Raw genomic sequence first — 24371 nt, forward strand, 5'->3', positions numbered from 1 at the left:
GAGAAAACTCCCGTGCGTCAGTTCTTCTCGATGTCCGAATACATCGGGATGCCCTTCCAGTCGATGACCACGTTCGACACGTTCTCGGACCAGCCGCTCGCCGCGTTGCGGTACCACGTCGGGACCGCGGGCAGGTCGTGCAGGAGGACCTCCTGCGCCTGGTTCAGCAGGTCCTGCGCCTTGTCGGGATCGACCTCACCCGCAGAGGCGCGCAGCAGCCGGTCGAACTCGGGGTTCGAGTAGTCGCCGTCGTTGGAGCTGCCGCCGGTCTGGTAGTTCTGCGCGAGGAAGCCGTACTGCTGCGGGTAGTCGCCCTGCCACCCCGAACGGAACGCGCTGGGGATGGTCCGGTTGGTGGCCTCCGTGCGGATCTGCGCGAACGTCGGGTACTCCTTGCCCTTCGCGTCGATGCCGAGCGTGTTGCGGATGTTGTTGGCGGTGGCGTCGACCCACTCCTTGTGGCCGCCGTCGCCGTTGTACGCGATCTCGAAACTGCCCGACCACGGGGCGATGGCGTCGGCCTGGGCCCACAGCTTCTTCGCCGCCTCCGGGTCGTACTTCAGGTTGCTGTTGCCCACAAGCGAATCCGACCAGCCCTCGATGGCGGGGCTGGTGAAGTCGAGCGCGGGGGTGCGGGTGTTGTTGTAGATCTGCTGGGTGATCTGATCGCGGTTGATCGCCATCGAGATGGCCTGCCGGCGCAGCGTGCCCTCCTCACCGCTGAAATGCGGCAGCCGGCCCGGGATCGTGAACGTCTCGATGGTCGCGGACGGCTGGTTCACGGTCCGACCCGGCAGGTCGGTCTCGAACGTGGTGACGGCGCTCGGCGGCACCTGGTCGAGGACGTCGACGTTGCCCGCGAGCAGATCCGTGTACGCCGTGTCGAGGCTGTTGTACATGACGAAGTCGACGCCGGCGTTCTTCGGCTTGCGGTTGCCGTTGTAGTCGGGGTTCACGACGGTGTCGATCCGCACGTTGTGCTGCCACGCCCCGGGTCCCGACATCATGTACGGACCGTTGCCGACGGGATTCTCCCCGAACGCGGCCATGTCCTGGTACGCCACCGCCGGCAGCGGGTAGTACGCGGCGAACCCGAGACGGTCCGGGAAGGCGGACTCGGGTTGCTTCAGTTCGATCGTGAACGTCGAGTCGTCGACCACCTTCAGTCCCGACATGGTCTGCGCCGTGGGGTTCTCGGCAGCCACCTCGTCGTAGCCCTGGATCGGGTCGAAGAAGGACGCCTGGAGCTGCGCATTCGTCGACAGCGCGCCGTAGTTCCAGGCGTCGACGAACGAGGCCGCGGTGACCGGCGTGCCGTCCGTGAACGTCCAGCCGTCCTTCAGTTTCACGGTGAAGTTCTTGCCGTCGGTCGTCTCGATGGACTCGGCGACCTCGTTGTTCACGCCACCGTCGGAGTCGTAGGACACGAGTCCCGCGAACAGCGCATCGACGACGCGGCCACCCTGGTTCTCGCTGGTATTGGTGGGAATCAACGGATTCTGCGGTTCACCCGCCCAGGCGTTGACGATGCCGCTGCCACCTCCGCCCGACGAGTCACCGGACGAGCAGGCGGACAGCATCCCTGCTGCCAGGCCGACCGCCAGAACGGCGGTTGCCACACGTGTGATGCGCAAGACGTTCCTCCCAGATCTGCATGGTTCCGGGCAGCGGTGCCGGGCGCAGCCCGAACGATGGGATGACGATAAGTCAACGTTTCAATTTGTGTGGCCACGACGGGTGAAACTCGTGGAATCGGCATCCGATCGAAACATCGTCGGCGCGGGGGTCGCCACTCGTCGTCCGCGCTTGCCGTCCGTCGCGCCCATTCGACCGATCGTCGCAGAATATGGGCATGCAACCCTGTGCAACGGTGCGCTCGGGAGTCCTTGTGACTACCCTCACACGTGCTAGAAGTGCCGAAGTCGAGACTGGAAAGAAGGCCGGCCCACAATGACCAGTGCAGCACAGGCGAGCGGAGCGACGGGGGCGACGGAGAAGGCGGACCATTCCGATGCCGCCCCGCAGGTGTATCCGCCGAGCCCCGAGTTCACCGCCACTGCGAACGCCGGACCCGAACTCCAGGCTGCCGCAGACGAGGACCGACTCGCATTCTGGGCCACCCAGGCCGAGCGCCTGCACTGGCACACACCGTTCTCCGAGGTACTCGACTGGTCCGACGCCCCCGTCGCGAAATGGTTCGTCGGCGGACAACTCAACGTCGCCTACAACTGCGTCGACCGCCACGTCCTCGCCGGCAACGGCGACCGCGTCGCCATCCACTTCGAAGGCGAACCGGGCGACACCCGCGACCTGACCTACAACGACCTGCTCACCGAAGTCAGCAAGGCCGCCAACACCTTCACCGACCTCGGACTCGTCGCCGGCGACCGCGTCGCGATCTACATGCCGATGATCCCCGAGGCCATCGTCACCATGCTCGCCTGCGCGCGCCTGGGCCTGACCCACTCCGTGGTCTTCGCCGGCTTCTCCGCCAGCGCCCTGCGCTCGCGCATCGACGACGCCGAAGCCAAACTCGTCGTCACCGTCGACGGGCAGTGGCGCCGCGGCCAGGCCGCACCCCTCAAGCCCGCCGTCGACGAGGCCGTCGACGGGGCCGCGTCCGTCGAGCACGTCCTCGTCGTCAAGCGCACCGGCATCGACGTGGAGGTCGCCGACGGCCGGGACCTGTGGTGGCACGAGACCGTCGACAAGGCCTCCGGCACCCACGAGGCGACCCCGTTCGACGCCGAGCACCCGCTGTTCATCCTCTACACCTCCGGCACCACCGGAAAGCCCAAGGGCATCATCCACACCTCCGGCGGCTACCTCACCCAGGCGTCGTACACCCACCACAACGTCTTCGACCACAAGGCCGGGCAGGACGTGTACTGGTGCACCGCCGACATCGGCTGGGTCACCGGCCACAGCTACATCGTCTACGGACCGCTGTCCAACGGTGTCACCCAGGTGGTCTACGAGGGCACCCCGAACTCCCCCGACGAGCACCGCCACTTCCAGATCATCGAAAAGTACGGCGTCAGCATCTACTACACCGCCCCCACCCTGGTGCGCACGTTCATGAAGTGGGGCAGGGACATTCCCGACGCCCACGACCTGTCCAGCATCCGGCTCCTCGGCTCGGTCGGCGAACCGATCAACCCCGAGGCGTGGAAGTGGTTCCGCGAGGTGATCGGCGGAAACCAGGCCCCCATCGTCGACACGTGGTGGCAGACCGAGACCGGCGCCATCATGATCTCCCCGCTCCCCGGGATCACCGCCACCAAACCCGGCTCCGCGATGGCACCGCTGCCCGGGATCTCCGCGAAGATCGTCGACGACGACGCGAAAGAACTCGGCGCCGGCGGCTCCGGCTACCTCGTCCTCGACAAGCCGTGGCCGGCGATGCTCCGCGGCATCTGGGGCGACATGGACCGCTACCGCGAAACGTACTGGTCGCGGTACCCCGAGCAGGGCTGGTACTTCGCCGGTGACGGCGCCAAGTACGACGAGGACGGGGCCCTGTGGGTCCTCGGCCGCGTCGACGACGTCATGAACGTCTCCGGCCACCGCATCTCCACCTCCGAGGTCGAATCCGCCCTCGTCGGCCACCACGGTGTCGCCGAAGCCGCCGTCGTCGGCGCCGCCGACGAGACCACCGGCCAGGGCATCGTCGCGTTCGTCATCCTCCGCGAAGGCGTCGAGAACACCGGCGACACCCTCATCGCCGAACTCAAGGCCGAGGTGTCCCGGGAGATCAGCCCGATCGCCAAGCCCCGCCAGATCACCATCGTCCCCGAACTCCCCAAGACGCGGTCGGGCAAGATCATGCGGCGCCTGCTCAAGGACATCGCCGAGGGCCGCGACCTCGGCGACACCTCCACCCTCGTCGACCCCAAGGTCTTCGACGCCATCCGCGGCAAGTAGGGCGCTCCGCGCCCCGTGAGTGGTTGACGAGTCCCTGCACTCCTCAACCACTCACGGGCGGCGAAGCCGCCACAGCGTCTGCTCCTCGCCGATCCCCTTCAGCCCGGTGGTGAAGACGTCGCACCGGTAGCCGGACGTCGCGAGCAGCGGCGCCACCTCCGGGTCGTCGTGAACGGCCCGGGACAGAACGATGTCGCCGCCCGCAGCACAGCCCTGCACCCGCGCCGCCAGGTTGACCGTCGCACCGAAGTAGTCGATCCGGCCGTCGTTGTCGATCATCACGGCAGGCCCCTGGTGCAACCCGACTTTCAACGACACCGAGTCGTCGTCGCCGAGGTGCCGGCGACGGAACTCGTCCCAGCCGGCCTGCATCGACGCCGCCGCCGACCAGGCCTCCCGCACGTCGGCGAACGTCGCCATGACCGCGTCACCCATCTGCTTCACGACGCTGCCGTTCTCGCTCACCACCGCGTCACGCAGGTAGCGGAAATGGCTCTGCACGAACGCGAACGCCCGAACGTCCCCGATGCGCTCGTACAGGGCGGTCGAGCCGCTCAGATCCGTGAACAGCACCGCCAGGTTCGCGATCCCGATCTCGTCGCCCGGCGCCACCCCCTGATCCGGGAACAGGTCCTGGAAACCGTCGAGCGACATCACGAGCGCGCCGGTCGCCGCGGCATCCTTCCACCGCTCGCGCTCGACCACCACCAGCGCCTCACCGGGAAGCCGGTTCGCGACCTCCAGCAGGCAGGTGCCGTCGCTGCCGGGCACATCACGCACCCGGATTTCACCGGGGCCGCAATCGACCTGCAGCGTGCCACCGGCCGGACCGACCTCGCAGGCCACCGGGGTACCCACCTGATAGCACCGGAGCCGCAACCACCCCGGGTCGAGTTCGAGCCGCTCGCAGCGCCGCTCCCCCGGCCCGAGCCGCAACTGCGCCACCGCCGACGGTGAATTCGCCGGACCACCGATGCAGTACCGGGCCCGCTCCGCCCGGCGGACGGCCGGGTTGACGTCGAAGCGGATCTCCACCGACCGCGCGAGGTCCGTGTCGAACGCGATGTCGCAGGTGTCGCAGTGGACGCGGCTCGGCAACTGCCGAATCCGGGCGGCGTCCTCGCGGGCGGTGCGGCATACCGGGCACAGGACGCTCCAGCTCAGGTCCAGCAGACCGCAGTCCGCGGCGTGGAGGAAGACGTACAGCAGCTGTATCCGGTCGGCGCCCCAGCGGTCCGCCAGCTCGAACGGGCGCATGCCCGTCACCTCCAGGTCGGACGCGGTCCGCAAGTGGGACTCCAAGCGCCCGATCAGGTTCGGAGCGTCGTGCGAGCGCGACAGTTGCGCCGTGCGGAGTTCCAGCCGGCCGGCGTCGAGTTGCTCCGGCGGCGGCAGGGCGGGAACGGCATGCGTCTGCGGGTCGCGGACGTGTCGCTCCAGCGCGTGCGCGAGCGCCACCGTCTTTCGTATGCCCGTGCGCGCCAGCAACGTTCGCGCGGCGATCGCACCGAACCGGGTACGCGGGACGATCCGGGCGAACACCTCGACGTCGGTCCCGTCAGCGGCCGGGTGAAGCCGGACACCCGTGGACACCTCCGCTAGCGGACCGCGGGAGAAGCGGCGAAGGACCTGATAGAACCGGCCCTCGACCCATTCGAACGGGAACTCCTCGTACCGCACCCGCCGCCCGTACGAACGGGTCTCCGCCGAATAGTGCCCCTTGCGGCGCCGGTCCAGCATCGGAGCGAAGCGCACCGGAGACAGGTCTATGTTGCGGTTGAGCCGATCGGTATCGGCGAGGAACGACCACAGATCCTGCTTCGGCAGCCGGATCCGGGCCGTCCTGGACAGCAGCACGGCTTTCGCCATGCAAGAACTATAGGCCGCTGCGCGGCTTGTGAGTGGTTGACGAGTCCAGGGACTCGTCAACCACTCACGGGCGCTACGCGCCCACGTCGTCGAGGGACTCGTTCTTCGTCTCCTTCATCACCAGCAGCGCGATGAACGTGAGCGCGGCGGCGATCAGCAGGTAGACGCCCACCCAGCCGACGCCGTACGACGTGGCGAGCCAGGTGGCGATGAACGGTGCGACGGCGGCGCCGAGGATGCTGGCGGTGTTGTAGGCGATCCCCGAACCCGTGTAGCGCACGTTGGTCGGGAACAGCTCGGGCAGGACGGCGCTCATTGGACCGAACGTCATGCCCATCAACAACATTCCGATTGCCAGGAACACGAGCATGCGGGCGTTGCCCATGCCGTCCTGGTTCAGCATGACACCGAACGTGAGCCCGAACAGCATGATGAACCCGGTGATCGTGAGCAGCGTGATGCGGCGACCGTAGCGGTCGGCCAGCCACCCCGACACGGGGACCGCGGCGGCGAAGAACAGGACCGCGATCAGCTGCAGGACCAGGAAGTCGGTGTAGTGGAACCCGGCTCCCGTACCGCCCTGGGCGGGGGTCTTGCCGGTGCCGTAGCTCAGCACCCAGGTGGTCATGATGTAGAAGAGCGTGTAGGTGGCGAGCATGACGAACGTGCCGATGATCAGCTGACGCCAGCTGGACTTGAACACCTCGGCGATCGGGGTCTTCACCTTCTCGCCGCGCGCGACGGCGCGGGCGAACACGGGTGTCTCCTCCAGCTTGAGCCGCACGTACAGGCCGATCATCACCATGATCGCGCTGAGCAGGAACGGGATACGCCAACCCCAGGTGAGGAATGCGCCGTCCAGGTCGGGGCTGCTGTTGTCGTGGTCCATGAACAGCGTGATGATCAGGAACAGACCGTTGGCGAGGAAGAAGCCGATCGGCGCACCCAGCTGCGGCCACATGGCCGCCCAGGCCCGCTTGCCCTTCTGGGCGGTCTCGGTCGCGAGCAGCGCTGCGCCACTCCACTCACCGCCCAGTCCCAGCCCCTGGCAGAAGCGCATCAACGCGAGCAGCGCGGGCGCGACGATGCCGATCTGGTGGTAGGTCGGCAGCAGACCGATCACGAACGTGGCGATGCCCATGGTGAGGAGGGAGCCGACGAGCGTCGTCTTGCGTCCGATGCGGTCGCCGAAGTGGCCGAACAGGATCGAACCGAGCGGCCGGGCGACGAACGCGAGACCGAACGTGGCGAGTGACGCCAGCAGGGCGGTGGTGCCGTTTCCCTTGGGGAAGAACAGATGCGGGAACACGGACACGGCCGCGGTCGCATAGATGTAGAAGTCGTAGAACTCGATGGACGTTCCCACCATGCTCGCGACGACGATCCGGCTTCTGGGTACGCCGGCGACGGTGGCCCCGCCGTCCGGATCTGGCTTCGACGTATCGACGGCACTGCTCACTCGACTTACTCCTGCACGATGCTATTTCAACTATTGGGACGAGAGTCCATTCCTTAGGAATTGAACACCTCGTGTCTTTCGCTTGGCAAATTGGATAAGCTCTTCTCGGTGCGCCGGGAAGTCTGGTCGGCAGAGCATTTGCCGTACCCGGACCACATCGAAAGCGAGCGCCCCCGGTGACCCAGCCCCTCCGCTCCGAACTCTCCCGCTACCTCCGCACCGAGACGGTCGGCGGTTCGATCCTGCTCGCCGCCGCCGCGGTCGCCCTCCTGTGGGCGAACTCCCCCGTCTCGGATTCCTACTTCGCGCTGCGCGACTGGACGATCGGCCCGGAGGCGCTCCACCTGAACCTGACACTCGAGACGTGGGCGCAGGACGGGCTGCTGGCGGTCTTCTTCTTCGTCGCCGGCCTGGAACTGAAACGGGAACTGGTGGTCGGCGAACTCGCCGACCGCAAACGTGCGCTGCTCCCGATCATCGCGGCCTGCGGCGGCGTGGTGGTGCCCGCGATCATCGCCGCGACGATCGGCGCCGGAACACCCGGCATGGACCGCGGCTGGGCCATCCCCGTCGCCACCGACATCGCGTTCGCTCTGGGGGTGCTGGCGCTGACCGGGTCCCGCATCCCGGCGAGCGCCCGCGTGTTCCTGCTCAGCCTGGCCGTCGTCGACGACCTCCTCGCGATCGTGCTCATCGCCGTCCTGTTCACCAGTTCGATCGCCCTGCTGTGGCTGCTGGGCGCCGCCGTGTGCCTGGCCGTCTACGCCTTCGCCCAGCACCGGCGCATCACCGCCCCACTGCTCTACGTTCCGCTCGCACTATTCACCTGGTACTGCATGCACCAAGCCGGAATCCACGCCACGCTGGCCGGCGTCGCTCTCGGTCTCCTCACCCGGGTGCGGCGCGACCCCGGCGAACGCGAATCCCCGGCGTCCCGCCTCGAGCACCGCATCCAGCCGCTGTCGGCGGGCTTCTGCGTCCCGGTGTTCGCCCTGTTCGCGTCCGGGGTCGCCCTCAGCAGCGAACTCCTCGGGCAGCTGTTCACCAACCCCATCTCACAGTCCGTGATCGCCGGGCTCCTCGTCGGCAAGACCGTCGGCATCTTCGGCATCTCCTGGCTCGCGATCCGCCTGGGTATCGCGAAGAAACCGCGAGCACTGGGGTTCCGGGACATGTTTGCCCTCTCAGTGCTCGGTGCGATCGGGTTCACCGTTAGCCTTCTCGTAGCGGATCTCGCGCTTGCGGGAATCGGTGACGGCAGCGAGGCCGAAATAGCTAAGGTCGCGGTGCTCGTGACATCGTTGACAGCGTCGCTGATCGGATCAGCGTTACTGTGGCGACGCGGTCGGGCCCATGCGGCCCGGCAGGATGACTCGGACGTGCAAGAGCTACCTGGAGGGGTCGACAAGTGAGCAACACTCACGGCAAGGGAGACAGCCCGCGTTATACGGGAGACGGGGTGCCGAACACGGTGTCGTCGATCCCGCTCACGGACGTGGACGCTCAGACACCCGGCGAGGCGAGCCTCGGCACGCTGGTCAAGCATGCGACCGCGCAGGTGTCCACCCTGGTCCGCGCCGAGGTCGAGCTCGCGAAGGCCGAGGTCACCGGTGAGGTCAAGAAGGGCCTGCAGGGCAGCCTGTTCTTCATCCTCGCGTTCACCGTGCTGCTGTTCAGCTCGTTCTTCTTCTTCTTCTTCCTCGCCGAACTGCTCGACGTGTGGATCGCCCGCTGGCTGGCGTTCCTGATCGTCTTCCTGATCATGGTCGTGGTGACGGCGATACTGGCCCTGCTCGGTTATCTGCGGGTACGCAAACTCCGCGCACCCGAGAAGACCATCGACTCCCTGAGGCAGGCCAAGAGCGTCCTGCCCACGTCGTACTCGGATGCGGAAGCCCATCTCGCATCGCCCACCGGACGTCACGCGCGGTAACTCGCTCCTGTGGCACCACCCGATCCGTCCACCGTCCGTTTCGACGGCCCCTGGATTCATCGCGACATCCATGCCAACGGAATCCGATTCCACACCGTCGAGGTCGGCGCATCCGCACCGGATGCGCCGCTCGTCGTCCTGCTGCACGGGTTCGCGGACTTCTGGTGGTCGTGGCGGCACCAGCTGACGGCGCTGTCCGCGGAGGGGTACCGGGCCGTCGCCGTCGACCTCCGCGGCTACGGCGATTCCGACAAACCGCCGCGCGGCTACGACGGGTGGACGCTGGCCGGCGACATCGCCGGCCTGATCCGGGCGATGGGCTACGGCGAGGCCACACTCGTCGGGCACGCCGACGGCGGCCTGGTCTGCTGGGCCACGGCAGTCCTGCACGCTCGTCTCGTCCGGTCGATCGCACTGGTCAGCTCGCCGCACCCCCTCGCGCTCAAGCAGGCCGTCCTCCACGACCGCTACCAGCGCAAGGCCCTGCTGCCCTCGTTCGTCTCCTGCCAAGTGCCGTGGCGTCCCGAACGTCGTCTCACCCGGGACAACGGGTCGGAGGTCGAGCGGCTGATCCGTGAACGCTCCGGACCCGGCTGGACGGAGAACCCGGAATTCGACGTCGTGGTGTCACGGATGCGGTCGGCGATCCAGATTCCCGGCACCGCGCACTGCACCCTGGAGTACCAGCGGTGGGCGTTCCGCAGCCAGTTCCGCCCGGACGGCAGCCGGTTCATGGCGTCGATGGATCAGACGCTGCGGATCCCCGTCCTGCACCTGCACGGCGACCTCGACCCGTACGTGCTCGCGGACACCGTGCGCCGCAGCCACCGCTTCGCACCCACCCAGCAGATGCAGACCGTCGCCGGGGTCGGCCACTACGCGCACTGGGAAGCCCCGGAACGCGTCAACGCCGCCCTGCTCGACCTCGTCGCGCCCCGCACGGTCTGACCGTCAGAGGATGCACGCCCCGGTGTCCACGGCGACCGACGCCCCGGACGCCGCCTGCAACTGACGCGACACCTCGGCGGCGGTGAGCACGAACCCGGTGTCGCTGTTGTCGACGGCGGCTCCGAACACCACTCCGAGCACCCGGCCGTCGCTGTCGACGAGCGGTCCGCCCGAGTTGCCCTGCCGGATGGAACCGCGGACCGTGTACACCTCGCGCTGGACGGTGCCCGCCCGGTAGATGTCGGGACCGCTGAGGTCCAGGATCTCCCGGACCCGCGCCGCGCTGGCCGTGTACGGGCCGCCGCCCGGGTAGCCGAGCACCAGCGCGTTGTCGCCGGTCTGCGCGGGCTCCGGCGCGAAGTTCAGGACGGGAGCGTCCAGTCCGGGCACCTCGAGGATCGCGACGTCGGCGGACGGGTCGAACAGCACGACCTCCGCGTCCATCGGCCCGTTCGCGGTGTCGACGACGATGCCCGCCGTTCCCGCGACCACGTGCGCGTTGGTCATCACCCGGTCGGGTGCCACGACGAACCCGGACCCCTCCAGCGCCCGCTGGCAACTCGGGGCCACACCCCGGATCCTCAGCACACTCGACTGCAGCGAAGACGCGACGGGGCTCTCCAGAACACTGGCGTCCGGCGGGTCGACGGTCGTGATGGGGGTGCGCCCGAACGGCCCGATGACGTCGGGAAGCCCGGACGTGTCGAGCAGGGCGGTGAACTCGGTGGGCAGTTGCCGCATCCACGCGGGCGCGATGTTGTCGACCGTTTCGAGGACGCTGGATCCGCGCACCGCCGCCGCCAGCTGAGGCTGGGACGAGGACGTGAGCGGGATCGCCAGCAGCCACGCCGCGATGAACACCGCGACGGCCTGCACGCACGCGCCGATCACGCTGTCGACGGAACGCGCGACCGGACTGTGCATGCTGCCCCGCGCGGCCCGGCCGAGGACCATGCCCGCGACCTCGCCGACGATCACCAGCACCACGATCAGGGCGATGCCGACCAGCACGCGACCGCGGCCCTCGTCCACGTGCACCAGCACGTGCGGGGCGATCAGGATGCCCGCGACCGCGCCCAGCACCACGCCGATGAAGGCGAGCACCGACGCCACGGCGCCCTGACGCCAGCCCGACGTCGCGGCGACGAAGGCGATCAGGACGATGGCGAGGTCGATCCAGCGCGACCCGGTCATCGCTCGGCCGCCGGGCGGCCGTGACCGTGGGTCAGGTGGTCGTCGTCGAGGTCGTTGTCGAGTTCGGCGAGGACGGTGTCGAGGTCGCGGATGTCGCGGCGGTCCCACTCCTGTTCCCAGCCGGAGACGGCGAACAGGGCGGCGAGGATGCCGGCGGTGAAACCCCACACGAGCATGCCGTCGGCGGCGAACGCGGGGCCCTGGTACCCGGCCGGGTGGCGCACCTGGAACCGGTTCCGCGGATCGATCAGGGTGTGCACGGGAACCCGGGCGACGCGTTCCGCCTCCGCGGGATCGACCACGCCGACCTCGCTGGGCTTCTCCCAGTACGCGAGGACGGGGGTTACGTCGAACCCGGACGGCGGGATGAAGATCTCCTCGAGCACGGCGAGCGGGCGGACACCGGACGGGTCGAGTCCCGTCTCCTCCTGGGCCTCCCGCAACGCGGTGGCGATGGGTCCCTCGTCGCCGGGGTCGCTGGCGCCGCCGGGGAAGGCCACCTGACCACTGTGCTGACGCATCGTGGACGCACGCTGGGTGAGCAGGACGTCGGCGCCGGCGGGCAGGCCGCCCGACATCAGCGGGTCCGCCTCGACGGGCCCGCCGAACAGCACGAGCACCGCCGCCTCCCGGGTGGTCGTCCCGGTGGGTGCGCGCCGATCGAGGACGGGGTTGATCCGGTGCGGGTCGGCGGGCGTGCGGTGCACGACTCGGCGCAGCCAGGGCGGAACGGCGACGCCGTCCACGGAAGACGTCATGCCGCCACCCCCAGGTTCTGTTCGACGGCGTCCGCGATCTCGTCGACGCTGCGGAACGGCTGCGGCAGGACCTTCGCCACCGTGCCGTCGGGCCGGATCAGCACCGAGACCGGGAGGACGGGCGGGGCCCCGACCGCGACGCGGACGCGACCGTCGCCGTCCTGCACACCGGGCAGGGTGACGGAGTAGTCGATGAGCCGCGACAGCGCGCTGGACTCGTTGGGATCGGTGTGCACCGTAAGCACGGTAACCGCGTCACCCGCACGATCCGAAAACTCCTGCATATAGGGCAACTCCTCGGCGCAGGGGCCACACCAGTACGCCCACAGGTTCAGCAGCGCCGGTTTACCACCGAGCGCGGCCGCCAGATCCACCTGACTGCCGTCGCCCACACATTCCAGTGTGATGCCGGACAGCACCGGATCCGCCGAAGGCCCGGACGCGGCCGCCGGGGCGGGGCACGGGGCCAGGCCCGCCTGCGTCCTCAAGGCCGCGAGCGCGTCGGGATCGGCGCTCACCGACGTCGGGGCGGTGCCACCCGCACCGAACCGGTCCTCGTACGACGGCGTCTCCGCGTCGTCGCCCCGCGGCCAGATCGCGACGACGAGGGCCACCACGACCACGAGGGCGGCCAGACTCCACCGCGCTGCGCTAGACACTCGTATCTACCCTCACCTGCCGGCCAGACGCAGCAGATGCTCCGTCTCCGGTCCACGAACCAGTCCGGCGGCGACGTCGGGGTCGATCGGGCCGAGCCCGTACGACGGACAGTCGCCTGCGAGCACGCACACCCCGCAGGCGGGCTTGCGGGCGTGGCAGACGCGTCTGCCGTGGAAGATCACCCGGTGCGAGAGCAGCGTCCACTCCTTGCGCTCGATCAGGGCGCCGATGGCGTGCTCGACCTTGACCGGGTCTTCCTCCTCGGTCCATTTCCACCGCCGCACGAGCCGCCCGAAGTGGGTGTCGACCGTGATTCCGGGCACATCGAACGCGTTGCCGAGGATCACGTTGGCCGTCTTCCGGCCGATCCCGGGCAGCGTCACGAGATCCTTCAGATTGCCGGGGATCTCGCCGTCGAAACGCTCGAGCAGGGCCTGCCCGAGCCCGATCAGAGAGTTCGTCTTGTTCCGGTAGAAACCCGTGGACCGGATGTACTCCTCGAGTTCGGTGCGTTCGGCCTCCGCGTACGCCTTCGCGTCGGGGTAGCGGGCGAACAGCGCCGGCGTCACCATGTTGACCCGCACGTCAGTGCACTGTGCGGACAGGATCGTCGCGACGGCGAGGTCCAGGGGGGTGGTGAAGTCGAGTTCGCAGTAGACGTGGGGGAAGGCCTCGGCGAGCCTGCGGTTCATCCGCCGGGCACGCCGGACGAGTCCGAGCCGGGTTTCTTCCTGTTTCGCGGCCCGCGAACGGGTGCGTCCACGCACTTCGGAGCCGTCGCTGGGGGTCGCATGCACGGGATCAACTCTACGGATACCCGGCCGATCCGAATTGCTGCTGTGTCGCTTCTGAGACCTTTGCAGTGTTTACTTCCCGGTATGCAAGGTCTCGCTGTGGTCCTCTTCCCAGTGCTGCTGATGCTGTTTGCGCTGGCAATGGAGCGGGTGGAGTTCAGACTCCGCCGGCTCACGGTTCGTCAGCAAGAGGTGGAAGAGTTCCTCGACCAGGCAAGTCACGACGAAGTGGCCACCCTGGCCCACGAAGGTTTCCCCCACGCATTGGCACGCTTCCATCGACGTCGCAAGGGGCGGTCGGGCTTCGAATCCGACGACGCCGACGTCACCGAAGTGGGCTCGCGGCGCGCCAGCTGACCCCTGGACAACCCCCGGAAAGACGCACCACCGGACGCATCATCCGGTTAACTTTTGCGACTTCCGTGGTATCGGTCACTCAGACCGAGCCGTCTCAACGTAGACTTCAGAGCCGTACCTGTTGCACAGCGACACGCCGCGGATCACCGGGGCATCGTCGACATGCAGCAAATCGCGCACAATATGCATACAGACGAACAATATTCCCAAGGAGCGCACGTGGACGACGTCCTGGCAAGAGCCGGCATCTTCCAAGGAGTCGAGCCCTCAGCGGTAGCGGCGCTGACCAAGCAGCTGCAGCCTGTCGACTTCCCCCGCGGACATGTCATCTTCAACGAAGGTGAGCCCGGTGACCGCCTGTACATCATCGTTTCCGGCAAGGTGAAGATCGGCCGCCGCTCGCCGGACGGCCGTGAGAACCTGCTGACGATCATGGGCCCGTCCGACATGTTCGGTGAGCTGTCCATCTTCGACCCGGGCCCGCGTACGTCCACCGCGACCACGGTCACCGAGGTCCGCGCGGTCAGCATGGACCGTGAAGCGCTCAAGGCGTGGATCGACCACCGCCCCGAGATCGCCGAACAGCTGCTGCGGGTTCTCGCGCGCCGCCTGCGTCGTACCAACAACAACCTGGCCGACCTCATCTTCACGGACGTCCCCGGTCGTGTCGCCAAGGCGCTGCTGCAGCTGGCACAGCGGTTCGGCACCCAGGAGGCGGGCTCGCTGCGCGTCACCCACGACCTCACGCAGGAAGAGATCGCCCAGCTCGTCGGCGCTTCCCGCGAGACCGTCAACAAGGCGCTCGCCGACTTCGCGCACCGCGGATGGCTGCGCCTCGAAGGCAAGAGCGTGCTGATCTCCGACTCCGAGCGCCTGGCACGTCGCGCGCGGTAGTCCCCGCATCCACGACTTCGGCCACCCCCTCATCGCGAGGGGGTGGCCGAAGTCGTTGTGCGGTCAGTCGAGGCTGCGCAGGTACGCGAGCTGCACGTTGACGGACTTCTCCGCCACCGGCCACAACTTCGGGTCGACGTCGGAGTAGACGTGCTCGACCACCTCGCGGACCGTCGGAGCGCCGCCGAGCGCACCGAGCGCGGCCCGCACCTGGTCGAGTCGCTCCTCGCGGTGATCGAGGTACTGCTGCGCCACGACGTTCAGTTCGGGCAGTTCGGGACCGTGACCGGGCATCACCCGGTGTCCGGTGCCGAGGTCCAGCAGCCGGCGCAGCGACGACAGGTAGTCGCCGAGGTCGCCGTCCGAGTCGTCGAGCACCGTGGTGCCGCGGCCGAGGATCGTGTCGCCGGTGAGGACGGTGCCCTCACCTTCCACGGTGAAGGACACCGAGTCCTTCGTGTGCCCGGGCGTGGCGATCACCGTGAGGGTGAGCCCCGCGACGTCGATGGTCTCGCCGTCCACGAGGGGTTCGCCGCCGCCGCGGAGGAACTCGGGGTCCACCGAACGCACGGGCGCGCCGGTGAGTTCGAAGAACCGCTGCACGCCCCCGGTGTGGTCGAAGTGACGGTGGGTGATCAGCGTCAGCGCGACCGGTCCGAGTGCCGCGACGCGGGCGAGGTGCTCCTCGTCGGCGTCACCCGGGTCGACCACCACACACTCGTCCCGGCCCGGCGCACGCAGAATCCACGTGTTGGTGCCGTCGAGCGTCATCATGCCGGGATTGTCCTCGAGCATCACCGAGACGGTCGGGGTGACCTCCCGCACCTGGGCGTAGGCCGGATGGGCAAGGGTCATGGCACTACGACTCCGGTTGCACTTCGGCGACGAGTTCCACCTCGACGGGGGCGCCGAGCGGCAGTTCCGCGACACCGACCGCCGACCGGGCGTGGGCGCCCGCGTCCCCGAACACCTCGCCGAGGAACTCGGAGGCACCGTTCACGACGCCGGGCTGTCCGGTGAATCCCTCGGCGGAGGCGACGAATCCGACGACCTTGACGATCCGCACCACCGAGTCGATGCCGACGAGAGCGTCGACCGCCGCCAGCGCGTTCAGTGCACACGCGCGGGCCGCGGCCTTGGCGTCCTCGTCCGACACGCCGGCGCCGAGCTTGCCCGCGATCGTCAGCTTGCCCTCGACGATCGGCAGCTGCCCGGACGTGTAGACGTAGTTGCCGGTGCGCACGGCGGGCACGTAGGCGGCCACCGGCGGAACGACGGACGGCAGCGTGATGCCGAGTTCGGTCAGGCGGGCGGACCAGTTACGAGTCTCTGCCACGGCCCTCAGCCCTTCGGACGCTTCAGGTACGCGACGTGCTGCTCACCGGTGGGTCCGGGCAGAACCGTCACCAGTTCCCAGCCGTCGGTGCCCCACTGGTCGAGGATCTGCTTGGTCGCATGTGTGAGCAGCGGAACGGTGGCGTACTCCCAGGAAGTCAATTCACTCATGCCGGTGAGCCTATCCCCCGCACATCCCGGCTCCCAGACTTATAGGCTCGACCCCGTGGTTGCATCCCCAGACCAGCTCACCCCGACGTGGCCCGACAAGGCCGCGCGGGCCCGGCTGCACTTCGTCTCCGGAAAGGGCGGCACCGGAAAGTCCACGGTGGCCGCCGCGTTGGCGCTCGCTCTGGCCGAGGGCGGGCGCCGCGTGCTACTGGTGGAAGTCGAGGGCAGGCAGGGGATCGCGCAGCTCTTCGACGTGCCCCCGCTGCCGCCGCAGGAGACGAAGGTCGCGGCCGCCGAGGGTGGCGGGGAGGTCATGGCGCTGGCCATCGACATCGAGACCGCGTTCCTCGAATACCTCGAGATGTTCTACAACCTCGGGTTCGCGGGCCGCGCGATGCGCAAGTTCGGCGCCATCGAGTTCGCCACCACCATCGCACCGGGCCTGCGGGACGTGCTGCTGACCGGCAAGATCAAGGAATGCGTGGTGCGCTCCGACAAGTCGGGCAAACGGGTGTACGACGCCGTCGTCGTCGACGCCCCGCCGACCGGGCGGATCGGTAACTTCCTCGACGTGACGAAGGCGATGGCCGACCTCGCGAAGGGCGGGCCGGTGCGCTCGCAGAGCGAGGGCGTGGTGCGCCTGCTGCACTCCGACGAGACCGTCGTCCACCTCGTGACCCTGCTCGAGGCGCTGCCGGTGCAGGAGACCACCGACGCCGCAGAGGAACTGGCCCGCGCCGACCTGCGGCTGGGCACCGTCGTCGTCAACCGCACCAGCCCGCAGTTCCTGCCCGCCGACACCCTCGCCGACGTCGCGAAGGGCCGCATCGACGCCGAGGCCGTCCGGGCCGGTCTGCAGAAGACCGGGATCACCCTGGACGAGGAGAATTTCGCCGGGCTGCTCACCGAGACGATCGAACACGCGTCCGTCCTCGAAGCGCAGGAGGAGAGCGCCGGAGCGCTCAGTGAAGTGGACGGGGCCCGGCTGCATCTGCCGTCCCTCGCCGACGGTGTGGACCTGGGCGGGCTGTACGAGCTCGCGGAATATCTGACGGAACAGGGTGTCCGATGACCCAGACAACTGAACACGAGCGTCGCCGCACCGCCTCCGCACTCGACGTCGCGGGGATTCTGGAGAACAGGGCCACGCGGATCGTCGTCTGTTGCGGGGCCGGCGGCGTCGGCAAGACGACCACGGCCGCGTCGCTGGCACTGCGCGCGGCGGAGCAGGGGCGCAAGGTGGTCGTGCTGACCATCGACCCGGCCCGCAGGCTCGCGCAGGCTCTCGGCGTCGCGGAACTCGACAACACGCCGCAGCCGGTGCAGCTCGGACCGGATGCGACCGGCGAACTGCACGCCATGATGCTGAACATGCGCCGCACGTTCGACGAGATGGTGATCGAGCACTCCACCCCGGAGAAGGCGGAGCAGATTCTCGCGAACCCCTTCTATCAGACCGTCGCCAGCTCGTTCTCGGGAACGCAGGAGTACATGGCGATGGAGAAGCTGGGGCAACTCGCCTCCAGCGACGAATGGGATCTGGTGGTCGTCGACACGCCACCGTCGCGCAACGCCCTGGACTTCCTCGACGCACCCCAGCGCCTGGGCGCGTTCCTCGACGGTCGCATGATCCGGTTGCTCACCGCGCCCGGCCGCGGCCTCACCCGGCTCGTCACCGGCGCGATGGGCCTGGCGCTGCGCGGCGTGTCCACCATCGTCGGCAGTCAGATGCTGTCCGACGCCTCGAGTTTCGTGCAGTCACTGGACTCGATGTTCGGCGGATTCCGGGAAAGAGCAACGCGCACTTACGAATTGCTCCGGCAGCCGGGCACCAAGTTCCTGGTGATCGCCGCAGCGGAACCGGATGCGCTGCGCGAGGCGGCATTCTTCGTCGACCGGCTCGCAGGCGACGAGATGCCGCTCGCGGGCCTCGTCCTGAATCGGACGCACCCCACTCTCAGTTCCCTGTCGGCCGATCACGCGGTCACTGCCGCCGACCAACTCGGGGACCAAGACCCCCTCACCGCCGCTGTGCTGCGAATCCACGCCCATCGGGCGGTGATCGCCAAGCGTGAGGTCCAACTGCTGAGCCGGTTCACGGCGGCCCACCCTCGGGTGCCGATCGTCGGCGTGCCCTCGCTGCCGTTCGAGGTGTCGGACCTCGAGGCCTTGAGAGCGGTAGGCGACCAGCTCACCCGGACGAGCTGATCAGCTCGCCATCGGAGAACCGGTCACCCGCCTGTGTTCTTCCTGACTGCGAATCCGATCCCGAATCTCAGACAGCGGACTGGTGCTGCCGCTGAGCTTCGAAGAAATCGGACCATGATTCCACCTCGGGGTGCTGCTTGAGCAACGCCCGGCGTTGACGTTCCGTCATGCCACCCCACACGCCGAACTCGACACGGTTGTCGAGTGCATCGGCTCCGCACTGCATCAATACCGGGCAATGCCGGCAAATGGTTGCGGCCTTGCGCTGTGCTGCACCGCGTACAAAGAGTTGATCGGGATCGACTTCCCGGCAACGGGCCTGGGTGACCCAGGCGATTCGCGCTTCTGCTTGCTCGACGTCCAGACGGCTGGTTGGGGTGGTCATGTGCATTCGTTTCCCCTCTTCGAGTCTGCACAACCCCGCCTAGCACGCCGAGGCTGCACCACATAAGCGATGGGGTGTTATCTCCATCACACTGTTCCAACAATTTAGGTAAAGAAACCGCCACGCGCAAGACGAAGAACACGCTTTTTTGGTACGCCCGTCCATACCCCGTGCTCAGGGCATTTTCCGGGCCGAATTCTGCGCCCAACCAGCGCACCCTCAGACCCCACGTAGTCTGTAGATCGTGTCGATTGCAAAAACAGTGGGGAAGCTCGCAGGATCCTCCGCCTTGGCAGGAGTGCTCCTCGCCGGCGTGATGTTTCCGCTCGCCGGAGGCTTCGGTTACGCCTCCAACAGGGCGGCTGACACCGTCGACAACGTCTCCGCCGAATTGGTCGAAGGAACGGTTCCCGCGGTCTCGACGATGGTCGACTCCGCGGGCAATCCCATCGCGTGGCTGTACGACCAGCGCCGCTTCGAAGTCCCCAGCGACAAGATCTCCAACGAGATGAAGCTCGCCATCGTCTCCGTCGAGGACCGCCGGTTCCCGGAACACAAGGGCGTCGACTGGCAGGGCACGATGCGCGCCTTCCTGACCAACACCACGAGCGGTGAGGTGCAGCAGGGCGCGTCGACACTCGACCAGCAGTACGTGAAGAACTACCAGCTGCTCGTCGTCGCGAAGACCGACGCCGAACGCCGGGCCGCGATCGAGACGACGCCCGCCCGCAAGATCCGTGAGATCCGGATGGCGCTGACGCTCGACAAGGAACTCACCAAGGACGAGATCCTCACCCGCTACCTGAACCTGGTGCCGTTCGGCAACGCCTCGTTCGGCATCCAGGACGCCGCCCAGACGTACTTCGGCATCGACGCGTCCGAACTGAACACCCAGCAGTCCGCGATGCTCGCGGGCATGGTGCAGTCCAGTTCGGCGCTGAACCCATATACGAACCCCGAGGGCGTCCTCGAACGCCGCAACGTGGTCCTCGACACGATGATCTCGAACATCCCCGAACGTGCCGCCGAACTGCGGGAGCTCAAGGAGACGCCCCTCGGCGTGCTGCCCGAACCCAACCGGCTGCCCCGCGGGTGCATCGCCGCCGGTGACCGCGGCTTCTTCTGCGACTACGCCCTGCAGTACCTGGCGAACGCCGGCATCAGCCGGGAGCAGATCGACAAGGGCGGTTACCTGATCAAGACGACGCTCGACCCCGCGGTGCAGGCGTCGACCAAGGCGGCGCTGACCGCGAAGGCCAGCCCCGGACTCGACGGCATCGCCAATGTCATGAACGTGGTCCAGCCCGGCCAGGATTCACACCGCATCCTCGCGATGGGCAGTAGCCGCACGTACGGTCTCGACGCGAACGCCAACGAAACCGTGCAGGCCCAGCCGTACTCGCTGGCCGGTCACGGTGCCGGATCGATCTTCAAGATCTTCACGACCGCCGCCGCGATGGAGAAGGGCCTCGGCACCAACGCCGTCCTGGACGTCCCCGGACGGTTCGAGGCCCGGGGCATGGGTAGCGGTGGTGCACGCGGATGCCCGGCGGCCACGTACTGCGTCGAGAACGCGGGCAAGTACCCGGCGTCGCTGTCGGTGACGGACGCGCTCGCGCAGTCGCCCAACACGGCGTTCGTCAAGCTCATCCAGGCCACCGGCGTCGCCCCCACCGTCGACATGGCGGTGCGGCTGGGCCTGCGTTCGTACGCCGACCCCGGCACCTCCGGATTCGACGACCGCAGCATGGCGGACTTCCAGAAGGACCAGAACCTGGGTTCGTTCACCCTCGGGCCCACCTGGGTCAACCCGCTGGAGCTGTCGAATGTCGCGGCGACGCTCGCGTCGCACGGCAAGTGGTGCCCGCCCACCCCCATCGATTCGGTCTTCGACCGTGAAGGCAAGCCCGTCTCGGTCACCCAGCAGGCCTGCGAGCAGGTGGTCGAGCCCGGCCTCGCGGACACGCTCGCCAACGCCATGAGCAAGGACGACAAGGCCGGCGGCACGTCGGCCGGGGCCGCAGGCAGCGCCGGCTGGACGCTCCCGATGTCGGGTAAGACCGGAACCACCGAGTCCCACATGTCGTCGGGCTTCCTCGGGTTCACCAACAACTTCGCCGCCGCCGTCTACGTGTTCGGCGACTCGCCGACCCCGGGTGAGATCTGCTCGGGCCCGCTGCGGCCCTGTGGTGACGGAAATCTCTACGGCGGTAACGAGCCCGCCCAGACGTGGTTCGCCGCGATGAATCCCGTCGCCAACAACTTCGGGCCGACGACGCTGCCGCCGGTCGACCAGAAGTACGCGCGGGGTTCGCAGAACGGTCAGGTTCCGGACGTCACCGGGCTGAGCCAGTCGGCCGCGACGTCCCGCCTGCAGGGAGCCGGATTCACCGTGAACGCGATCACCACCGCGTCGCAGGTCGCCAAGGGGACGGTCACGAGCTCGGCGCCGTCCGGTTCGGCGATTCCGGGGTCGACGATCACGATCTACGTCAGCGACGGATCGGTGAAGGCCGCTCCCCCGCAGGCCCCGGCTCAGGGAATCCCCGTTCCGCCCATCCAGCTGCCCGGCCTGCCGCCGATCCAGCTGCCGCCCATACCCCGGTAACCCCAGGTGAGTGGGAAAGTGTGCAGGAGCACGCTTTCCCACTCACGTGGGGGTCAGAGGCGGGACTTCACCGCGTGCGAGAGCCGCGAGCCGTCCGCCTTGCCGCCCGCGAGCGCGCCGGCGGCCTTCATGACCTGACCCATCTGACGCATGCCGGGACGCTCACCGATCTCCTCGGCCACCTGGGCGATGGCGGTGTCCACGACGTCGACGAGTTCGGCGTCCGTCAGCGGCGTCGGCAGGTACTCGTCGATGATCTGCGCCTCGGCCCGCTCCTGCGCTGCCAGCTCACCCCGGCCGTTCTCGGTGTAGATCTCGGCGGACTCGCCGCGCTTCTTCGACTCCTTCGCGAGGACCTTCAGCACCTCGTCGTCGGTGAGTTCGCGGGCTTCCTTGCCGGAAACCTCTTCGGTCTGCACGGCGGCCATCAGCATGCGGATCGTGGCGGTGCGCAGCGAATCCTTGGCCTTCATGGCGGCCGTCATGTCGGAGCGCAGTCTTGCTTTCAGTGAATCTGGCATGGGCGAAACGCTACGCGCCCCGATTCGTCCACTGCATCTCGATTGCGCTCATCAGTATCCTGGAAGAGTGTCTGACGAGTTCCGCACCAACCTGACCCGCGCCGCCCTGGGTACGGCGGGTGCCGCCGCCCTCGGCATCGGCTACGCCTCGCTCATCGAGCGCAATGCGTTCGCGCTGCGTGAGGTCACGATGCCGGTGCTCGAACCCGGGTCGTCGACGCTCCGCGTGCTGCACATCAGCGACCTGCACATGATGCCCGGACAGCGGCTGAAACAGAACTGGCTGCGGGAACTCGACAACCTCGACCCCGACCTCGTCGTGAACACCGGCGACAACCTGTCGCACCAGCGGGCGGTGCCCGCCGTGGTCCAGGCGCTGGGGAATCTGCTCGCCCGCCCCGGACTGTTCGTGTTCGGCAGCAACGACTACTTCGCGCCGAAACCGAAGAACCCGTTCGAGTACTTCCGCAGGGACCGCAAGCGCATCCTCGGCGAGCCGCTGCCGTGGGGTGACCTGCGCGCCGCGTTCACCGAACGCGGCTGGTTCGACGTCACGCACGTGCGCCGCGACCTCGAGGTGTCGGGTGTCCGGATCGCGTCGGCCGGGGTCGACGATCCGCACCTCCAGCGCGACCGGTACGACACCATCGCCGGCCCGCCCAATCCGCTGGCCGATCTCCGGCTGGGCATCACCCACTCGCCGGAGCCGCGGGTTCTCGATCGGTTCGCGGACGACGGGTACGACCTGGTGCTGGCCGGCCACACGCACGGCGGTCAGCTGTGTCTGCCGTTCTACGGCGCGCTCGTCACCAACTGCGACATCGACCGCTCGCGGGTGAAGGGGCCATCCAAGTGGGGGGCTCACACCCAGCTGCACGTGTCGGCGGGGATCGGAACGTCGCCGTGGGCGCCGGCCCGCTTCTGCTGCCGCCCCGAGGCGACGCTCCTGACGTTGGTCCCGGCTCAGCGCGGCGGCCCGGACGCCGACACCGCGCGGGCTCGCGCCGAGTCGTCGGAGAGCACTGTTTTACGCAACTGACCAGGGGATTTAATGGTGACTGGCTGGGTAATGTAAGCTAGCCGAGGTTCAACACGGGGTGTGGCGCAGCTTGGTAGCGCGCTTCGTTCGGGACGAAGAGGTCGTGGGTTCAAATCCCGCCACCCCGACAGTGTGAGACACCGAGAAGAGGCCTCGACCGGTTCGCCGGTCGAGGCCTCTTCTGCGTGGTGGGGGCGTTTTCCGGTTGCCGGACCCCGCCACTACCCCTTCAGTACCTCAGGCTAGCCTCACCTCATGTCATCGAGGCTCTACGTACGCGCCGGGCTGGTCGCCCTGGCCAGCGTCTTTCTCGCCGCCTGCGGCACCACCGACACCGGTTCGACCGCCGGCAATACCGACGTCGCCACCGGCGGCCGCCTGTTCGCCACGGCGGACGCCGAGACCGCCAAACTCGGCACCGACGCCGCACCCGGCGTCTTCCCCCGCACTATCACCCACGCGCTCGGCGAGACCGTCATCGAGAAGAAGCCCGAACGGGTGATCGTCCTCGACGGCGGCGAACTCGACGACGTGCTCTCCCTGGGAATCACGCCCGTCGGACTGGCCAGCCCGGAGAGTGCCGCCGGACAGCCGTCCTACCTGGCCGACAAGCTCGCCGGGGTGCCGGACGTCGGGACCACCAACAACCTGAACCTCGAGGCGATCTCGGCACTGCAGCCCGACCTGATCCTGGGCAGCAAACTGCGCGCCGACAAGCTGTACCCGCAGCTGTCGTCGATCGCACCGACCGTCTTCGGCATCCGCCCCGGATTCCCGTGGAAGGAGAACTTCCTGCTCGTCGCGGACGCCCTCGGCGAGGAGACCAAGGCGGAGGACGTGCTCAACGCCTACCAGACCCGCGCGGACGAGGTCCGGGAGTCCATCACCGGCCGGCCAACGATCTCGCTGGTCCGGTTCATGTCCGGCAAGATCCGCCTGTACGGCAACCTGTCGTTCATCGGCGTCATCCTGCAGGACGTCGGGCTCCCGCGCCCGACGGTGCAGAACATCGACGAACTCGCCGTCGAGGTGAGCCAGGAGACGATCGGCGAGGCCGATGCCGACCGGATCTTCTACTCCAGCTACGGCGCGCCCGAGACCACCGACGAGTCGACCGTGGTCGGCGGCCCGCTGTGGAATCAGATGCAGGCGGTGAAGGACGGCAAGTCCGTGCACGTCAGCGACGAGACGTGGTTCCTCGCGCTCGGACCGACCGGGGCGATGCTCGTCCTCGACGACCTCGAGAAGATGCTCGCGGCCTGAGTCACCCGAGTCACGTCGGCACCTGAGTCACTTCGGCGCCTGAGTCACTTC

23 protein-coding genes and 1 tRNA gene are annotated in these 24371 nt (G+C 68.0%); 12 read left to right on the forward strand and 12 right to left on the reverse strand.

Features of this window, described 5'->3' with window-relative positions:
- Window positions 1–17 precede the first annotated feature (17 nt).
- Window positions 18–1634 (reverse strand): peptide ABC transporter substrate-binding protein, encoded by a 1617-nt coding sequence (locus JWS13_RS21475; protein WP_206007389.1) that lies wholly within the window; start codon window positions 1632–1634, stop codon window positions 18–20.
- A 316-nt stretch (window positions 1635–1950) separates the two neighbouring features.
- Between JWS13_RS21475 and acs the strand changes: the two genes are divergently transcribed.
- Window positions 1951–3924: an acetate--CoA ligase gene (acs, locus tag JWS13_RS21480; protein ID WP_206007390.1), complete on the forward strand. Its 1974-nt coding sequence runs from the start codon at window positions 1951–1953 to the stop codon at window positions 3922–3924.
- Between the two features lie 51 nt (window positions 3925–3975).
- Here the strand turns inward: acs and JWS13_RS21485 are convergent, their stop codons facing one another.
- Together JWS13_RS21485 and JWS13_RS21490 are read right to left on the reverse strand one after the other, a co-directional pair.
- A complete protein-coding gene (locus tag JWS13_RS21485) occupies window positions 3976–5793 on the reverse strand; it encodes an adenylate/guanylate cyclase domain-containing protein (RefSeq protein WP_206007391.1) in 1818 nt (605 codons plus the stop codon).
- Between the two features lie 73 nt (window positions 5794–5866).
- Window positions 5867–7252: an MFS transporter gene (locus tag JWS13_RS21490; protein ID WP_206007392.1), complete on the reverse strand. Its 1386-nt coding sequence runs from the start codon at window positions 7250–7252 to the stop codon at window positions 5867–5869.
- Between the two features lie 176 nt (window positions 7253–7428).
- Here JWS13_RS21490 and nhaA point away from each other — a divergent pair, with 176 nt between their 5' ends.
- Genes nhaA through JWS13_RS21505 form a run of 3 tightly spaced genes read left to right on the forward strand, consistent with a single transcriptional unit; the run spans window position 7429 to window position 10133 of the window.
- Complete coding sequence (gene nhaA, locus JWS13_RS21495; RefSeq protein WP_124393218.1) at window positions 7429–8664, forward strand: Na+/H+ antiporter NhaA; 1236 nt, start codon at window positions 7429–7431, stop codon at window positions 8662–8664.
- Window positions 8661–9185, forward strand: coding sequence for a phage holin family protein (locus JWS13_RS21500; RefSeq protein WP_206007393.1), 525 nt, complete (start codon window positions 8661–8663; stop codon window positions 9183–9185). Before nhaA ends, JWS13_RS21500 begins: the two co-directional genes overlap by 4 nt.
- A gap of 9 nt (window positions 9186–9194) precedes the next feature.
- A complete protein-coding gene (locus tag JWS13_RS21505) occupies window positions 9195–10133 on the forward strand; it encodes an alpha/beta fold hydrolase (protein WP_206007394.1) in 939 nt (312 codons plus the stop codon).
- Between the two features lie 3 nt (window positions 10134–10136).
- Here JWS13_RS21505 and marP read toward each other — a convergent pair whose 3' ends face one another.
- Genes marP through nth form a run of 4 tightly spaced genes read right to left on the reverse strand, consistent with a single transcriptional unit; the run spans window position 10137 to window position 13542 of the window.
- The gene (gene marP / locus JWS13_RS21510) at window positions 10137–11327 is read right to left on the reverse strand and encodes a MarP family serine protease (RefSeq protein ID WP_206007395.1); all 1191 of its coding nucleotides are present in this window, start codon (window positions 11325–11327) and stop codon (window positions 10137–10139) included.
- On the reverse strand, window positions 11324–12085 hold the full coding sequence (locus tag JWS13_RS21515; RefSeq protein WP_206007396.1) for an NUDIX hydrolase: 762 nt from the start codon (window positions 12083–12085) through the stop codon (window positions 11324–11326). The genes marP and JWS13_RS21515 overlap by 4 nt, the downstream gene beginning before the upstream one ends.
- A complete protein-coding gene (locus JWS13_RS21520) occupies window positions 12082–12744 on the reverse strand; it encodes a TlpA family protein disulfide reductase (protein WP_206007397.1) in 663 nt (220 codons plus the stop codon). Before JWS13_RS21520 ends, JWS13_RS21515 begins: the two co-directional genes overlap by 4 nt.
- Before the next feature lie 12 nt (window positions 12745–12756).
- Window positions 12757–13542 carry an endonuclease III gene (gene nth, locus JWS13_RS21525; RefSeq protein ID WP_124393212.1) on the reverse strand — a complete coding sequence of 262 codons (786 nt, stop codon included), beginning with the start codon at window positions 13540–13542 and terminating at the stop codon, window positions 12757–12759.
- Between the two features lie 81 nt (window positions 13543–13623).
- Between nth and JWS13_RS21530 the strand changes: the two genes are divergently transcribed.
- Together JWS13_RS21530 and JWS13_RS21535 are read left to right on the forward strand one after the other, a co-directional pair.
- Window positions 13624–13896, forward strand: coding sequence for a hypothetical protein (locus tag JWS13_RS21530; RefSeq protein WP_124393211.1), 273 nt, complete (start codon window positions 13624–13626; stop codon window positions 13894–13896).
- 219 nt (window positions 13897–14115) lie between these two features.
- Entirely contained in the window at window positions 14116–14790 is a 675-nt protein-coding gene (locus JWS13_RS21535) for a Crp/Fnr family transcriptional regulator (RefSeq protein WP_005256089.1), read from the forward strand.
- A gap of 63 nt (window positions 14791–14853) precedes the next feature.
- On the opposite strand, the gene JWS13_RS21540 is transcribed toward JWS13_RS21535, so the two are convergent.
- The 3 genes from JWS13_RS21540 to JWS13_RS21550 are packed head-to-tail and all read right to left on the reverse strand — an operon-like array spanning window position 14854 to window position 16296.
- Complete coding sequence (locus JWS13_RS21540; protein WP_206007398.1) at window positions 14854–15645, reverse strand: MBL fold metallo-hydrolase; 792 nt, start codon at window positions 15643–15645, stop codon at window positions 14854–14856.
- 4 nt (window positions 15646–15649) lie between these two features.
- The gene (locus JWS13_RS21545; protein ID WP_206007399.1) at window positions 15650–16126 is read right to left on the reverse strand and encodes a RidA family protein; all 477 of its coding nucleotides are present in this window, start codon (window positions 16124–16126) and stop codon (window positions 15650–15652) included.
- Between the two features lie 5 nt (window positions 16127–16131).
- Window positions 16132–16296, reverse strand: a complete 165-nt coding sequence (locus JWS13_RS21550) for a Sp36 family protein (RefSeq protein WP_005248493.1) — start codon at window positions 16294–16296, stop codon at window positions 16132–16134.
- A 55-nt stretch (window positions 16297–16351) separates the two neighbouring features.
- On the opposite strand from JWS13_RS21550, the gene bagA reads away from it, so the two are divergent.
- Together bagA and bagB are read left to right on the forward strand one after the other, a co-directional pair.
- Window positions 16352–17368, forward strand: a complete 1017-nt coding sequence (bagA, locus tag JWS13_RS21555) for an ATPase BagA (RefSeq protein WP_124393208.1) — start codon at window positions 16352–16354, stop codon at window positions 17366–17368.
- Complete coding sequence (gene bagB, locus JWS13_RS21560; RefSeq protein WP_072938071.1) at window positions 17365–18504, forward strand: ATPase BagB; 1140 nt, start codon at window positions 17365–17367, stop codon at window positions 18502–18504. Before bagA ends, bagB begins: the two co-directional genes overlap by 4 nt.
- 67 nt (window positions 18505–18571) lie before the next feature.
- Here bagB and JWS13_RS21565 read toward each other — a convergent pair whose 3' ends face one another.
- A complete protein-coding gene (locus JWS13_RS21565; RefSeq protein ID WP_005248496.1) occupies window positions 18572–18895 on the reverse strand; it encodes a WhiB family transcriptional regulator in 324 nt (107 codons plus the stop codon).
- Between the two features lie 256 nt (window positions 18896–19151).
- Here JWS13_RS21565 and JWS13_RS21570 point away from each other — a divergent pair, with 256 nt between their 5' ends.
- The gene (locus JWS13_RS21570; protein WP_124393244.1) at window positions 19152–21497 is read left to right on the forward strand and encodes a penicillin-binding protein; all 2346 of its coding nucleotides are present in this window, start codon (window positions 19152–19154) and stop codon (window positions 21495–21497) included.
- A gap of 53 nt (window positions 21498–21550) precedes the next feature.
- On the opposite strand, the gene JWS13_RS21575 is transcribed toward JWS13_RS21570, so the two are convergent.
- Window positions 21551–22018 (reverse strand): GatB/YqeY domain-containing protein, encoded by a 468-nt coding sequence (locus JWS13_RS21575; RefSeq protein ID WP_005248498.1) that lies wholly within the window; start codon window positions 22016–22018, stop codon window positions 21551–21553.
- Window positions 22019–22085: 67 nt separating this feature from the next.
- Here JWS13_RS21575 and JWS13_RS21580 point away from each other — a divergent pair, with 67 nt between their 5' ends.
- From JWS13_RS21580 to JWS13_RS21590, 3 genes are all read left to right on the forward strand, one after another.
- Window positions 22086–23057, forward strand: coding sequence for a metallophosphoesterase (locus JWS13_RS21580; RefSeq protein WP_206007400.1), 972 nt, complete (start codon window positions 22086–22088; stop codon window positions 23055–23057).
- Window positions 23058–23111: 54 nt separating this feature from the next.
- A tRNA-Pro gene (locus JWS13_RS21585) sits at window positions 23112–23185 on the forward strand.
- 127 nt (window positions 23186–23312) lie between these two features.
- Entirely contained in the window at window positions 23313–24320 is a 1008-nt protein-coding gene (locus JWS13_RS21590; protein ID WP_206007401.1) for an ABC transporter substrate-binding protein, read from the forward strand.
- Window positions 24321–24371 lie beyond the last annotated feature (51 nt).

This window comes from Rhodococcus pseudokoreensis, assembly GCF_017068395.1.
In the GTDB taxonomy this organism is placed as follows: domain Bacteria; phylum Actinomycetota; class Actinomycetes; order Mycobacteriales; family Mycobacteriaceae; genus Rhodococcus_F; species Rhodococcus_F pseudokoreensis.

Coding starts and splice junctions, on each gene's coding strand:
- acs (WP_206007390.1), top strand. CDS start 1,951: ATGACCAGTGCAGCACAGGCGAGCGGAGCGACGGGGGCGACGGAGAAG.
- JWS13_RS21485 (WP_206007391.1), bottom strand. CDS start 5,793: ATGGCGAAAGCCGTGCTGCTGTCCAGGACGGCCCGGATCCGGCTGCCG.
- marP (WP_206007395.1), bottom strand. CDS start 11,327: ATGACCGGGTCGCGCTGGATCGACCTCGCCATCGTCCTGATCGCCTTC.
- JWS13_RS21515 (WP_206007396.1), bottom strand. CDS start 12,085: ATGACGTCTTCCGTGGACGGCGTCGCCGTTCCGCCCTGGCTGCGCCGA.
- JWS13_RS21530 (WP_124393211.1), top strand. CDS start 13,624: ATGCAAGGTCTCGCTGTGGTCCTCTTCCCAGTGCTGCTGATGCTGTTT.
- JWS13_RS21540 (WP_206007398.1), bottom strand. CDS start 15,645: ATGACCCTTGCCCATCCGGCCTACGCCCAGGTGCGGGAGGTCACCCCG.
- JWS13_RS21550 (WP_005248493.1), bottom strand. CDS start 16,296: ATGAGTGAATTGACTTCCTGGGAGTACGCCACCGTTCCGCTGCTCACA.
- bagB (WP_072938071.1), top strand. CDS start 17,365: ATGACCCAGACAACTGAACACGAGCGTCGCCGCACCGCCTCCGCACTC.
- JWS13_RS21565 (WP_005248496.1), bottom strand. CDS start 18,895: ATGCACATGACCACCCCAACCAGCCGTCTGGACGTCGAGCAAGCAGAA.
- JWS13_RS21575 (WP_005248498.1), bottom strand. CDS start 22,018: ATGCCAGATTCACTGAAAGCAAGACTGCGCTCCGACATGACGGCCGCC.
- JWS13_RS21590 (WP_206007401.1), top strand. CDS start 23,313: ATGTCATCGAGGCTCTACGTACGCGCCGGGCTGGTCGCCCTGGCCAGC.